Annotated in this window: 12 protein-coding genes; all 12 read left to right on the top strand. The window is 68.9% G+C overall.

Features of this window, described 5'->3' with window-relative positions; genetic code table 11:
• Window positions 1-91: 91 nt before the first annotated feature.
• From EL493_RS19585 to EL493_RS19530, 12 genes are read left to right on the top strand one after another with little or no spacing between them, the layout of a single operon-like run.
• Entirely contained in the window at window positions 92-472 is a 381-nt protein-coding gene (locus EL493_RS19585) for an NADH-quinone oxidoreductase subunit A (protein ID WP_019047014.1), read from the top strand.
• Window positions 473-482: 10 nt separating this feature from the next.
• Window positions 483-1,037: a NuoB/complex I 20 kDa subunit family protein gene (locus tag EL493_RS19580; RefSeq protein WP_019047013.1), complete on the top strand. Its 555-nt coding sequence runs from the start codon at window positions 483-485 to the stop codon at window positions 1,035-1,037.
• Window positions 1,034-1,792, top strand: a complete 759-nt coding sequence (locus tag EL493_RS19575; protein WP_019047012.1) for an NADH-quinone oxidoreductase subunit C — start codon at window positions 1,034-1,036, stop codon at window positions 1,790-1,792. The genes EL493_RS19580 and EL493_RS19575 overlap by 4 nt, the downstream gene beginning before the upstream one ends.
• Complete coding sequence (nuoD, locus tag EL493_RS19570) at window positions 1,792-3,105, top strand: NADH dehydrogenase (quinone) subunit D (protein WP_019047011.1); 1,314 nt, start codon at window positions 1,792-1,794, stop codon at window positions 3,103-3,105. The genes EL493_RS19575 and nuoD overlap by 1 nt, the downstream gene beginning before the upstream one ends.
• Window positions 3,102-3,827, top strand: coding sequence for an NADH-quinone oxidoreductase subunit NuoE (gene nuoE / locus EL493_RS19565; RefSeq protein WP_019047010.1), 726 nt, complete (start codon window positions 3,102-3,104; stop codon window positions 3,825-3,827). The genes nuoD and nuoE overlap by 4 nt, the downstream gene beginning before the upstream one ends.
• 1 nt (window position 3,828) lies before the next feature.
• Complete coding sequence (gene nuoF / locus EL493_RS19560; protein WP_019047009.1) at window positions 3,829-5,154, top strand: NADH-quinone oxidoreductase subunit NuoF; 1,326 nt, start codon at window positions 3,829-3,831, stop codon at window positions 5,152-5,154.
• Window positions 5,151-7,610 (top strand): NADH-quinone oxidoreductase subunit G, encoded by a 2,460-nt coding sequence (locus EL493_RS19555; protein ID WP_019047008.1) that lies wholly within the window; start codon window positions 5,151-5,153, stop codon window positions 7,608-7,610. The genes nuoF and EL493_RS19555 overlap by 4 nt, the downstream gene beginning before the upstream one ends.
• Window positions 7,603-9,387 carry an NADH-quinone oxidoreductase subunit NuoH gene (gene nuoH, locus EL493_RS19550; RefSeq protein WP_019047007.1) on the top strand — a complete coding sequence of 595 codons (1,785 nt, stop codon included), beginning with the start codon at window positions 7,603-7,605 and terminating at the stop codon, window positions 9,385-9,387. Before EL493_RS19555 ends, nuoH begins: the two co-directional genes overlap by 8 nt.
• Entirely contained in the window at window positions 9,384-10,202 is an 819-nt protein-coding gene (locus tag EL493_RS19545) for an NADH-quinone oxidoreductase subunit J (protein ID WP_019047006.1), read from the top strand. Before nuoH ends, EL493_RS19545 begins: the two co-directional genes overlap by 4 nt.
• Window positions 10,199-10,498 (top strand): NADH-quinone oxidoreductase subunit NuoK, encoded by a 300-nt coding sequence (nuoK, locus tag EL493_RS19540; protein ID WP_019047005.1) that lies wholly within the window; start codon window positions 10,199-10,201, stop codon window positions 10,496-10,498. The genes EL493_RS19545 and nuoK overlap by 4 nt, the downstream gene beginning before the upstream one ends.
• Window position 10,499: 1 nt before the next feature.
• Window positions 10,500-12,386: an NADH-quinone oxidoreductase subunit L gene (nuoL, locus tag EL493_RS19535; RefSeq protein ID WP_019047004.1), complete on the top strand. Its 1,887-nt coding sequence runs from the start codon at window positions 10,500-10,502 to the stop codon at window positions 12,384-12,386.
• Window positions 12,383-14,005 carry an NADH-quinone oxidoreductase subunit M gene (locus EL493_RS19530; protein ID WP_019047003.1) on the top strand — a complete coding sequence of 541 codons (1,623 nt, stop codon included), beginning with the start codon at window positions 12,383-12,385 and terminating at the stop codon, window positions 14,003-14,005. The genes nuoL and EL493_RS19530 overlap by 4 nt, the downstream gene beginning before the upstream one ends.
• The last annotated feature ends 53 nt before the right edge of the window (window positions 14,006-14,058 follow it).

The following is a 14,058-nucleotide window of genomic DNA, read 5'->3' as shown; positions in this document are numbered from 1 at the left end:
CGGACAACGTTGTCGGCCCCGTCTCGCAAAGCTGCCGTCCGCGGCCGGGCCACACGGCTCGACCTGCTCCAGCGAGGAGGGGAAAGCAGTCGTGAATATCGAGGTGCCCGCGCTCGTCCTAGGCGCCATCGCCGCGGCCTTCGCGGTGTTCTCCGTCATCATGGCGGCGCTGATCGGCCCGAAGCGACGCAACCGGGCCAAGCTGGAACCCTACGAATGCGGCATCGAGCCGACCCCGCACGCCATCGCGGGCGGGCCCGGAAACGTCACGGGACAGCGGTTTCCGGTGAAGTACTACCTCACCGCGATGTTGTTCATCATCTTCGACATCGAGATCGTGTTCCTCTACCCGTGGGCCGTGCACTTCGATGCGCTCGGGCTCTTCGGGCTCGCCGCGATGGCGCTGTTCATCGTCAATGTGTCGGTCGCCTACGCCTACGAGTGGCGGCGCGGCGGCCTCAGCTGGGAATGAGTGGGAAATAATGGGTCTGGAAGAGAAACTGCCCAGCGGATTCCTGCTGAGCACCGTCGAGGATTTCGCCGGCTACCTGCGCAAGGGCTCGGTCTGGCCGGCCACGTTCGGCCTGGCCTGCTGCGCGATCGAGATGATGGCCACCGGGGCCGGACGATTCGACATCGCCCGCTTCGGCATGGAAGCGTTCCGCGCCTCGCCCCGGCAGGCCGATCTGATGATCGTCGCGGGCCGCGTCAGCCAGAAGATGGCCCCGGTCCTGCGTCAGGTCTACGACCAGATGACCGAACCCAAATGGGTACTGGCCATGGGCGTCTGCGCGTCCTCGGGCGGCATGTTCAACAACTACGCCATCGTGCAGGGCGTCGACCACATCGTCCCCGTCGACATCTACCTGCCCGGCTGCCCACCGCGCCCGGAGATGCTGCTCAACGCGATCCTGGCCCTGCACGCCAAGATCGCCGAGATGCCGATGGGCGTCAACCGCGAGGAAGCGATCCGCGCCGCCGAACAAGCCGCGCTGGCGAGCACGCCGACCATCCGGATGGAGGGCCTGCTGCGATGACCTTCGACGCTCCCGACAACGCCGACAGCCCCGCGGGACAAGACATTCCGGAAGACACCCCCACCCCGGGCAGGTCCGAGCCCGCCGCGCCGGAAGCGGAGGTGATCGGTACCCGCCGCGGCATGTTCGGTGTCAGCGGCACCGGCGACACCTCCGGCTACGGCGGCCTGGTCACCCCCGTCGCACTCCCGGCGGGCACCCCGCCGCCCTACGGCGGCTGGTTCGACGCCTTCGTCGGCACCCTGCGCGCCGCGCTCACCAACCGGGTCGTCGCCTTCGACACCGTCATCGAGAAGATCGTCGTCTTCCGCGACGAGATCACCCTGCATGTGCGTCGAGAACATCTCGTCACCGTCGCGAGCGCACTGCGCGACGACTCCTCGCTGCGCTTCGAGCTGTGCCTCGGTGTCAACGGCGTGCACTATCCCGACGACGAGGGCCGCGAACTGCACGCGGCGTACCACCTGATGTCGATCACCCACAACCGGCGCATCCGGCTGGAAGTGTCGGCGCCCGATGCCAATCCGCACATCCCCTCGCTGTTCTCGGTGTATCCGACCATCGACTGGCACGAGCGCGAGACCTACGACTTCTTCGGCATCCTCTTCGACGGGCATCCGTCCCTCACCCGCATCACCATGCCCGACGACTGGCGCGGCCATCCGCAGCGCAAGGACTACCCGCTCGGCGGGATCCCGGTGGAGTACAAGGGCGCGCGGATACCGCCGCCCGACGAGCGGAGGACCTACAGCTGATGACCGACACCGATTTCCGCCGCGACGAACCGCAGGTCGTCACCGTCGCAGGCCAGGACTGGGACCAGGTCAGCGAAGTGATCGAGGGCGGCGGCGAAGAACGCATCGTCGTCAACATGGGACCGCAGCACCCCTCGACTCACGGGGTGCTGCGCCTCATTCTCGAGATCGAAGGCGAGACCGTCACCGAAGCCCGCTGCGGCATCGGCTACCTGCACACCGGCATCGAGAAGAACCTCGAGTTCCGCACCTGGACCCAGGGCGTCACCTTCGTGACCCGGATGGACTATCTGTCCCCGTTCTTCAACGAGACCGCCTACTGCCTCGGCGTGGAGAAACTGCTCGACATCACCGACCAGATCCCCGAACGCGCCACCGTGGTCCGGGTCATGTTGATGGAGCTCAACCGCATCTCCTCGCACCTGGTGGCGCTGGCCACCGGCGGCATGGAGCTGGGCGCGCTCACGCCCATGCTGTTCGGTTTCCGGGAACGCGAACTGATCCTCGACGTCTTCGAGACCATCACCGGTCTGCGGATGAACCACGCCTACATCCGGCCCGGCGGTCTGGCCCAGGATCTGCCCGACGACGGCGTCACCAAGGTCAGGGAACTGCTCGAGATCATGCCGGGCCGGTTGCGCGACATGGAGCATCTGCTCACCGCCAACCCGATCTGGAAGAAGCGCACCCAGGACATCGGCTATCTCGACCTCACCGGCTGCATGGCGCTGGGCATCACCGGTCCCGTACTGCGCGCCACCGGCCTGCCGCACGATCTGCGCAAATCCGCGCCGTACTGCGGATACGAGGACTACGAGTTCGACATCCCCACCACCACCGGCTGCGACTGCTACGGCCGCTATCTGATCCGGATCGCCGAGATGCGCGAGTCGCTCAAGATCGTCGAACAGTGCCTGGACAAGCTGCGTCCCGGCCCGGTCATGGTCGACGACAAGAAGATCGCGTGGCCGGCCGACCTGCAGCTGGGCCCGGACGGGCTCGGCAATTCACCGCGGCACATCGGCAAGATCATGGGCACCTCCATGGAATCGCTGATCCACCATTTCAAGCTCGTCACCGAGGGCATGCGGGTGCCCGCGGGCCAGGTGTACGCGGCGGTGGAGTCGCCGCGCGGCGAACTCGGCGTGCACATGGTCAGCGACGGCAGCACCCGCCCGTACCGGGTGCACTACCGCGACCCCTCGTTCACCAACCTGCAAGCGGTGGCCGCGATGTGCGAGGGCGGCATGGTCGCCGACGTCATCGCCTCGGTCGCCAGCATCGACCCCGTGATGGGCGGAGTGGACCGATGACCAGCGAAAAGCCTTCCGGCACCGCGATCCTGCTGAAACTGACCAGCCGGCCAGAGCCGTACCCGCCGCATGTGCGGCAGCGGCTCGAAGTCGACGCCAAGGAGATCATCGCCCGGTACCCGCACCCGCGCTCGGCGCTGCTGCCGCTGCTGCATCTGGTGCAGGCCGAGGAGGGTTGCGTCACCGGGACCGGGATCGATTTCTGTGCCGACCATCTCGGTCTCACCGGTGCCGAGGTGACCGCGGTCGCCACCTTCTACTCGATGTACCGGCGCACCCCCACCGGCGACTACCACGTCGGCGTGTGCACCAACACCCTGTGCGCGGTCCTCGGGGGTGACGCCATCTATGAAGCGCTGCAACAGCATCTGGGCATCGGCCACGGTGAGACCACCGCCGACGGCACCGTCACCCTCGAACACATCGAGTGCAACGCCGCCTGCGACTACGCCCCGGTGATGATGGTGAACTGGGAATTCTTCGACAACCAGACCCCGGACTCGGCACGCGCGATCACCGACGCCCTGCGCGCGGGCCACCAGGTCCGCCCCACCCGGGGCGCGCCCCTGTGCACCTTCCGCGAGACGGCCCGCATCCTCGCCGGCTTCCCCGACGAACGCCCCGGCGCGCTCGACGGCGCACCCGGCCCGGCCACCCTCGCGGGCCTGCGCGCCGCTGAAACCACTGCGGCAGAGGATGATTCCACCGGACAGGGGGCCTGAATTGACCACGCTGACCCCGGTTCTCAGCGCCCACTGGGACCGCCCCCGCTCCTGGACCCTCGACAGCTACCACAGCACCGGCGGCTACGACGGGCTGCGGGCCGCGCTGCGGATGTCACCCGACGACGTCATCCAGACGGTGAAAGACGCCGGACTGCGCGGCCGCGGCGGCGCCGGATTCCCGACCGGGATGAAATGGTCGTTCATCCCGCAGGGCCCCGGCCCCGACGGCACCACCAAGCCGCACTATCTCGTCGTCAACGCCGACGAATCCGAACCGGGGACCTGCAAAGACATCCCGTTGATGCTGGCCACCCCGCACACCCTGATCGAGGGCGTGATCATCGCCGCCTACGCCATCCGCGCGGCCACCGCGTTCATCTACGTGCGCGGTGAGGTGGTGCCCGTGCTGCGCCGCTTGCAGGCGGCCGTCGCCGAGGCGTACGCGGCCGGCTACCTGGGCCGCGACATCCTGGGCACCGGGTTCGACCTGGAACTCATCGTGCACGCCGGCGCGGGCGCCTACATCTGCGGCGAGGAGACCGCGCTGCTCGATTCCCTCGAAGGCAGGCGCGGACAGCCGCGGCTGCGGCCGCCGTTTCCCGCCGTCGCCGGGCTCTACGCCTGCCCGACGGTGGTCAACAATGTGGAGTCCATCGCCAGCGTGCCCGCGATCCTGCGTAACGGCACCGAGTGGTTCCGCTCCATGGGCAGCGAGAAGTCACCCGGGTTCACGCTGTACTCGCTGTCGGGGCACGTCGCCCGGCCCGGCCAGTACGAGGCGCCGCTGGGCATCACCCTGCGCGAACTGCTCGGCTACGCCGGTGGGGTGCGGGCGGGCCGCACACTCAAGTTCTGGACGCCGGGCGGATCCTCGACACCGTTGTTCACCGCCGAGCACCTCGATGTCGCCCTGGACTACGAGGGTGTCGCCGCCGCCGGCTCGATGCTGGGCACCAAGGCCCTGCAGATCTTCGACGACACCACCTGTGTCGTCCGGGCCGTGCTGCGCTGGACCGAGTTCTACGCCCACGAGTCCTGCGGCAAATGCACTCCGTGCCGGGAAGGCACCTACTGGCTCGTGCAGCTGCTGCGGCGGCTGGAAGCGGGGCAGGGCACCGAGGCCGATCTCGGCAAACTCGCCGACATCGCCGACAACATCAACGGCAAATCGTTCTGCGCGCTCGGTGACGGCGCGGCCAGCCCGATCTTCTCCTCGCTGAAGTACTTCCGCGACGAGTACCTCGAGCATCAGCGCCGCGGCGGCTGCCCGTTCGATCCGGCCCGCGCCACCGCGTGGGCCTCGGCAGGGAAAGAGGACCGATGACCGCGATCGCACCCGGCAACAGCAGCGGCGTGGTACCCGCCGACCTGGTGAGCGTCACCATCGACGACACCACCGTCCAGGTGCCCGCCGGCACCCTGCTGATCCGCGCCGCCGAGCTCGTCGGCGTGCAGATCCCCCGCTTCTGCGACCACCCGCTGCTCGACCCGGTCGGGGCGTGCCGGCAATGCCTCGTCGAAGTGGAGGGACAGCGCAAACCCGTTGCCTCCTGCACCATTCCGGTCACCGACGGCATGATCGTGCGCACCCAGCTCAGCTCGCCGGTGGCCGAGAAGGCCCAGCGCGGCGTGATGGAACTGCTGCTGATCAACCATCCGCTGGACTGCCCGGTCTGCGACAAGGGCGGCGAATGCCCGCTGCAGAACCAGGCGATGTCCACCGGCAGCGCCGAATCCCGGTTCGACGGCGAGAAACGCACCTACCCCAAGCCGATCCCGCTGTCCTCGGCGGTGCTGCTGGACCGGGAACGCTGTGTGCTGTGCGCGCGCTGTACCCGGTTCTCCCAGCAGGTGGCCGGTGACCCGTTCATCGAACTGATGGATCGTGGTGCGCTGCAACAGGTCGGCATCGCCCAGGCCGAACCGCTCGACTCGTACTTCTCCGGCAACACCGTGCAGATCTGCCCGGTCGGCGCGCTCACCGGCACCTCCTACCGGTTCCGGGCGCGCCCGTTCGACCTGGTGTCCACCCCGAGCGTGTGCGAGCACTGCGCCTCCGGCTGCGCCCAGCGCACCGATCATCGGCGGGGCAAGGTGCTGCGTCGCCTGGCCGGTGACGACCCGCAGGTCAACGAGGAATGGAACTGCGACAAGGGCCGGTGGGCGTTCACCTACGCCACCGAACGCGACCGCCTGACCACCCCGTTGGTGCGCGGGTGGGACGGTGTCCTGGCACCGTCCTCCTGGCCCGAGGCGCTGGCCGCCGCCGCGACCGGACTGCGCGCCGCCGTCGGCAACGCCGGTGTGCTCGTCGGTGGCCGGGTCACCGAGGAAGACGCCTACGCCTACAGCAAGTTCGCGCGGATGGTGCTGGCCACCAACGACATCGACTTCCGCAGCCGGGTGCACTCGGAGGAGGAAGAACGGTTCCTCGCTGCCCGCATCGCCGGTCGAGGTGTGCGCGTCGACTACGCCGCGCTGTCCGCGGCGCCGGTCGTGCTGTTGGTGGGATTCGAACCGGAAGAGGAATCTCCCATCGTCTACCTGCGGCTGCGCAAGGCCGCCAGGACACGAGGGCTGCGAGTGGTGTCGCTGGCGCCGTTCGCCTCCCGCGGGCTCGAACGCATGTCGGGCGCCCTCATCCAGACTCCGCCCTGCGGGGAAGCCGACGTCATCGACGCGATCCTCGGCGAATCCTCCGCCGACGCCGCCGAACTCATGGACCTGCTGCGCAGCCCGGGCGCGGTCGTGCTCGCGGGCGAGCGCCTGGCGGGTAGTCCTGGCGCGTTGTCGGCGGTGGTCCGCCTGACCGACAGCACCGGCGCCGCGCTGGCCTGGGTGCCGCGACGCGCGGGCGAACGCGGCGCGCTGGAAGCCGGTGCGCTGCCCGGACTGCTGCCCGGCGGCAGGCCCGTGGTCGATCCCGCTGCGCGCCAGCAGGTCCGGCACCGCTGGCAGGCCGACGAGCTGCCCGTCACACTCGGCCGCGACACCGCCGGCATCCTGGCGAGCGCGGCCCAGCTGGGGGCGCTGGTGATCGGTGGCGTCGACCCCGACGACATGCCGGACCCGGCCGCGGCGCTGGCCGCCATCGACGCCGCCCGCTTCGTCGTCAGTCTCGAACTGCGGCACAGCGCCGTCACCGAGCGCGCCGACGTGGTCTTCCCCGTCGCGCCCGTGATGGAGAAATCGGGCACCTTCCGTACCTGGGAGGGCAGGCCGCGCCCGTTCGCCGCGGCCCCGCTCGACACCACCCGCCGCGTCGCCGCGCCCCTGTCCGACCTGCGGGTGCTGCATTCGCTGGCCGCCGAGATGGGGGTGCCGATCAACCTGCCCGACACCGCTACCGCCCGCACCGAACTCGACCTGCTCGGCGGCTGGAACGGCGCCCCGATCGCCGCCCCGGAACTGAGCAGCCAGACCCGGCACGCGCCCGGACCGGGCACCGCGGTGCTGGCCGGCTGGCGGATGCTGCTCGACGCGGGCCGCATGCAGGACGGTGAACCCAACCTCGCCGGGGTCGCCCGGCCGCCGGTGGCCCGGCTCTCGGCCGCGACCGCGGCCGAGATCGAGGCGGACGACGCCGACCACGTCATCGTCTATACCGACCGCGGCGAGATCACGCTGCCGCTGATGATCACCGACCTGCCCGACCGCGTCGTGTGGGTGCCGCTGCACTCGCCCGGTTCGACCGTCGCCGCCGCACTCGGTGTGACGCCCGGCGCCGTGGTGCGCCTGCGCCGCGCCGACGACAGGATGAAGGAACACCGTCATGAGTGATCCCGTGCTGCTCCTCGCGGCCGACGCCGCACCGGTTTTCGGCACCGACCCGCTGTGGCTGGTGGTGCTCAAAGCGCTCGGCGTGTTCGTGTACCTGATGCTGGTGCCGCTGATCGCGGTGCTCGCCGAACGCAAGGTCGTCGCCCGCATGCAGATGCGGCTCGGCCCCAACCGGGTCGGTCCCGGCGGCATCTTCCAGTCCATCGCCGACGGCGTGAAGATGGCGCTCAAGGAAGACATCGTCCCGGCCATCGTGGACAAACCGATCTTCGTGCTCGCCCCGATCATCTCGGTCATCCCGGCGTTCATGGCCTTCGCGGTGATCCCCTTCGGGCCCGAAGTCTCGATCTTCGGGCAGACCACCGCGCTGCAACTCACCGACATGCCCGTCGGGGTGCTCTACATCCTGGCCATCACCTCCATCGGCGTGTACGGCATCGTGCTGGCCGGCTGGTCGTCGGGCTCGACGTATCCGCTGCTGGGCGGCCTGCGTTCGACCGCGCAGGTGATCTCCTACGAGATCGCCATGGCGCTGACCTTCGCGACGGTGTTCCTGTTGTCGGGGACCATGGCCACCTCCGGGATCGTGTCCGCGCAGGAAGGCACCTGGTACGTCTTCCTGCTGCTGCCCTCGTTCCTGATCTACTGCGTGGCGATGGTCGGTGAGACCAACCGGGCACCGTTCGATCTACCCGAAGCCGAAGGCGAACTCGTCGGCGGCTTCCACACCGAGTACTCCTCGCTCAAGTTCGCGATGTTCATGCTCGCCGAGTACGTCAACATGGCCACGGTGTCCGCGCTGGCGACGACGCTGTTCCTGGGCGGGTGGCGGGCGCCGTTCCCGATCAACCTGTGGGAGGGCGCCAACTCGGGCTGGTGGCCGCTGCTGTGGTTCACCCTCAAGGTGTGGACGTTCCTGTTCGTGTTCGTCTGGTTGCGCGGCACGCTGCCCCGCCTGCGCTACGACCAGTTCATGAACCTGGGCTGGAAACTGCTCATCCCGACCTCCCTGGTGTGGGTGATGATCGTCGCGGGCGCACGGGTCCTCGACATCGAGGGGATTCCCGGCCAGACCGCGATCCTGGTGACCGTCGGCATCCTGATCACCGCGTGGATGATCTGGACGTTCCTGCGGGCGGGCCGCGCCGAAGGCCTGCCGCCACTGCCCGAGGCACCCGCGAAATCGCCGGTGTTCCTCGGCTTCCCGACCCCGCCGATGCCGCCGCGCCCCGCCGGTGAGAAGGCCGAGCTCGGCCTGTTCGAACCGCTCGCCGGATTCGCCGTCACCGCCGCGACGATGTTCAAGAAACCCAACACCGAGTCCTATCCCGAGCAGAAGGTGCCGACCGCGCCGCGCTACCACGGCCGCCACCAGCTCAACCGGTACGACGACGGTCTGGAGAAGTGCATCGGCTGCGAACTGTGCGCCTGGGCCTGCCCGGCCGACGCCATCTTCGTCGAGGGCGCGGACAACACCGAGGACGAACGCTTCTCCCCCGGTGAACGGTACGGCCGGGTCTACCAGATCAACTACCTGCGCTGCATCGGCTGTGGGCTGTGCATCGAGGCGTGCCCGACCCGCGCGCTCACGATGACCAACGAGTACGAGCTCACCGACGACAACCGCGCCGACCTCATCTACGAGAAGGACCGCCTCCTCGCCCCGCTGCAGGACGGCATGACCGCCCCGCCGCACGCGATGGCACCCGGCACCGACGAGGCCGACTACTACCTGGGCCGGGTCCGTCCCACCACGTCGGAAGAGGTGCTGCGATGACCACTGCCGTCCTGGCCGCCGAGATCGCGGCCACCTCCACCGGCGAGGCGGTGCTGTTCTGGGTCCTCGCCCCGATCGCGGTGCTCGGCGCACTGGGCATGGTGACCGCCGCGAAGGCCGTGCACTCGGCGCTGTGCCTGGCCGCCACCATGATCGCGCTCGCCGTGTTCTACATCGCCCAGGGCGCGCTGTTCCTCGGCGTCGTGCAGATCGTGGTCTACACCGGCGCGGTGATGATGCTGTTCCTGTTCGTGCTGATGCTCGTCGGCGTCGACTCGGCCGAATCGCTGCGCGAGACCCTGCGCGGGCAGCGGATCGCCGCCGCGGTGGTCGGCGTCGGATTCGGGTTCCTGCTGATCGGCGGCATCAGCGCCGCGCTGCGTGACAGCGGAACCAGCTTTCCCGCACGCGGTTTCGGTGGTCGCGACGTCATCGCCGAGCTGGCCGAGCTGATCTTCCTGCGCTACGTGTGGGCCTTCGAACTCACCGGGGCGCTGCTGATCACCGCCACCATCGGCGCGATGGTGCTCGCCCACCGCGAGCAGTTCACGCCGCGGCGCGGTCAGCGGGAGATGTCGCGTGACCGTTTCCGCACCGCGGGCGAACGCGCCACCCCGCAACCGACTCCGGGCGTCTACGCCAGGCACAACGCGGTCGACAGCCCCGCCCAGCTCCCCGACGGCAGCTTCGCCGAACTGTCGGTGAGCACGATCCTGCGTCACCGCCGCACCCGCGCCCACACCGAAGCCGCCGCGCTCTCGGTCGGCGCGGGCAGCGACGTCACCCCGACGGCCGACGAGGAAGGCAACCGGTGAACCCCCAGAACTACCTGTTCCTGTCTGCGCTGCTGTTCACCATCGGCGCGGCGGGAGTGCTGTTGCGCCGCAACGCCATCGTGGTGTTCATGTGCATCGAGCTGATGCTCAACGCGGTGAACCTGGCCTTCGTCACCTTCGCCCGGCTGCACAGTAACCTCGACGGCCAGGTGATCGCGTTCTTCACCATGGTCGTCGCCGCCGCCGAGGTCGTCGTCGGCCTGGCGATCATCATGACGATCTTCCGTGCCCGCCGGTCGACCTCGGTCGACGACGCCAGCCTGCTGAAGTTCTGACATGGGCACCGCAACGTTGTGGCTGCTGCCCACGCTCCCGCTCGCCGGCGCGATCGTGTTGCTCCTGCTGGGCCGGTTCGCCGACCGGTGGGGCGCCTACCTGGGGACCTTCGCCGCGCTGGCCTCGTTCGTCGTCGCCGCTGTCGCCTTCGTCGGCATGCTCGGCCGCGCCGACGCCGACCGCGCGATCCACCGGGAACTGTTCGAATGGGTGGTCGCCGGTGATCTGCAGGTGGGTTTCTCGCTGCAGCTCGATCAGCTCTCGATCTGCTTCGCCCTGCTCATCACCGGTGTCGGCTCGCTGATCCACCTGTACTCGATCGGCTATATGAGCCACGACCCGGACAGGCGCCGTTTCTTCGGCTACCTCAACCTGTTCCTGGCCGCCATGCTGATCCTGGTGCTGGCCGACAACTTCCTGGTCCTCTATCTCGGCTGGGAAGGCGTCGGTCTGGCCTCCTACCTGCTGATCGGGTTCTGGTACCAGAAGCCCTCCGCGGCGACGGCGGCCAAGAAGGCGTTCATCGTCAACCGGGTCGGTGACATGGGCCTGGCGATCGCCATGATGACGATGTTCGCCACGTTCGGCTCGTTCGACTTCCGCACGGTCTTCGCCGCGGCACCGGGCGCGAGCGAGGGCACGCTCACCGCGATCGGCCTGCTGCTGTTGCTCGCCGCCTGCGGCAAATCGGCGCAGGTGCCGCTGCAGTCCTGGCTCGGTGACGCCATGGAAGGCCCCACCCCGGTCTCGGCGCTCATCCACGCCGCCACCATGGTCACCGCCGGTGTCTACCTGATCGCGCGCTCGAACCCGATCTACGACCTCGCGCCCGACGCGCGCACCGCGGTCCTGGCCGTCGGCGCGGTGACATTGCTGTTCGGCGCGATCGTCGGCTGCGCCAAGGACGACATCAAGAAGGCACTGGCCGCGTCGACGATGAGCCAGATCGGGTACATGATCCTGGCCGTGGGCCTGGGCCCGGCCGGATACGCGGTCGCCATCATGCACCTGCTCACGCACGGCTTCTTCAAGGCCGGGCTGTTCCTGGGCGCGGGCTCGGTCATGCACGCCATGGACGACGAGACCGATATGCGCCGCTACGGCGGATTGCGCACGCTCCTGCCGATCACGTTCGTCACCTTCGGCCTCGGCTATCTGGCCATCATCGGGGTGCCGCCGTTCTCCGGGTTCTTCTCCAAGGACAAGATCATCGAAGCCGCCTTCGACCACGGCGGCACGACCGGGATCGTGCTCGGCGTGGTCACCCTCCTCGGCGCCGCGCTCACCGCCTTCTACATGACCCGCGTCATGCTGATGACGTTCTTCGGCGAACGCCGTTGGAAGCCCGACACCCACCCGCACGAAGCGCCCCGGATCATGACCGGACCGATGATCGTGCTCGCGTTCGGCTCGGTCTTCGCCGGTGGCCTGTTCGTGTGGGGTTCGGCGCTGCAGAACTGGCTCGCCCCCGTCGTCGGCTCCCATCACGGTGAACCGGTGGTGCCCGCCGGTGTGGTGACGGGGCTGGCGCTGACCAGCGTCGCGATCGGTGTCGCCGTCGCCTACCGCAAGTACGCCGAAAGCCCGGTGCCCGAGACCGCGCCCGACCAGGTCACGGTGTTCACGACCGCGGCCCGCAAGGACCTCTACGGCGACGCGATCAACGAGGCCGCCTTCGAGCGTCCCGGCCGGCATCTCACCCGCGCCCTGGTGTTCCTCGACGCGCGCGGTGTCGACGGCGTCGTCAACGGGACGGCCGCCGCGATCGGTGGGCTCTCGGCGCGGATCCGGCGGGTGCAGACCGGTTTCGTCCGCTCCTACGCCCTGTCCATGTTCACCGGCGCGGCCCTGGTGGCCGCTGCCCTGCTGGCGGTGAGGTTCTGGTGAACTCGTTTCCCTGGTTGACGACACTGTGGCTGGCTCCCGCGGTCGGTGCGGCCGTGGTGCTGGCGGTGCCCGCCGCGCAGCGCGCGGTCGCCCGCGTTCTCGCGCTGGCCGTGTCGATCGGTGTGCTCGCGCTCGCGGTGACCCTGGCCGTCCGGTTCCAGCCGGGCGGTGAGCAGTACCAGTTCGTCGAAGCGCACGAGTGGATTCCGGCGTTCGGCGTCGGCTACACCCTGGGCCTGGACGGCATCGCCACCGCGCTGGTGCTGCTGACAGCGGTGCTCATGCCGCTGCTCATCCTGGCCGGCTGGCGCGACGACACCGCGGCGGGTGACGGTCGCAAGACCGCCCACATCTACCTCGCCCTGATGCTGCTGGTCGAGTCGATGGTGCTGATCTCCTTCCTCGCCCTCGACATCCTGCTGTTCTATGTGTTCTTCGAAGCGATGTTGATCCCGATGTACTTCCTCATCGGCGGCTTCGGGCCACGCACCGGCGACGCCGCGGTACGCGCCCAGCGGTCCCGCGCGGCGGTGAAGTTCCTGCTGTACAACCTGTTCGGCGGGCTGATCATGCTGGCCGCGGTGATCGGGCTGTACGTGCTCACCGCGCAGGCGGGTCTGGGCGAGGGGTCGGCGGGCACCTTCGACCTGCGCACGGTCGTCGCGGCCGCCAACAGCGGACAGCTCGGCGGCAGCACCGCGGTGATCAACGCGCTGTTCCTCGGGTTCCTGTTCGCGTTCGCGGTGAAGGCACCGCTGTGGCCGCTGCACACCTGGCTGCCCGACGCCGCGGTCTCGGCCACCCCGTCGAGCGCGGTGCTGATGATGGCGGTGGTCGACAAGGTCGGCACGTTCGGCATGCTCCGCTACTGCCTGCTGCTGTTCCCCCTGGCCGCGGACACGTTCGCGCCGTTGGTGATCACCCTCGCCGTGATCGGCGTCCTCTACGGCGCGCTACTGGCGATCGGCCAGACCGATGTGATGCGGCTGATCGCCTACACCTCGATCTCGCACTTCGGGTTCATCATCCTCGGCATCTTCGCGATGACCACCCAGGCCCAGTCCGGGGCGACGCTGTACATGGTCAACCACGGGCTCTCCACGGCCGCGCTGTTCCTCATCGCCGGATTCCTGGTCTCGCGCCGCGGCACCAGGATGATCGCCGAGTTCGGTGGCGTGCAGAAGGTGGCGCCGATCCTGGCGGGCACGTTCTTCATCGCCGGTCTCGCCACGCTGTCGCTGCCGGGCCTGGCGCCGTTCGTCAGCGAGTTCCTGGTCCTGGTCGGCACCTTCGGCAAGTACAAGGTGGCCGCTGTCATCGCGACCGGCGCGCTGGTCCTGGCCGCGATCTACGTGCTGTGGCTGTACCAGCGGATGATGACCGGCCCCGTCAAACACGGCAACGAGCATCTGCGTGACCTGGTGCCGCGGGAACTGGCCGTGGTGGTACCGCTGCTGGCGGCGTTGCTGGTGCTCGGCTTCTATCCGAAACCGATCCTCGATCTGGTGGATCCCGCCGTGGGCCACACCCTCTCGACGATCGGCAAGCACGATCCCGCTCCGACGGTCCCCGCTCCCGCAGCAGGCGCGGCCACCCCGCCCGCGGGCGGACACAAATGAGGACGGACTCCGTGAACATCAACGAGCTCGCGGCCACCCTGCCCGCACCGAGC

The sequence above is a fragment of the Nocardia asteroides genome, assembly GCF_900637185.1.
GTDB classification, from domain to species: Bacteria; Actinomycetota; Actinomycetes; order Mycobacteriales; family Mycobacteriaceae; genus Nocardia; species Nocardia asteroides.
This window is presented reverse-complemented; position numbering and strand designations above follow the sequence as displayed.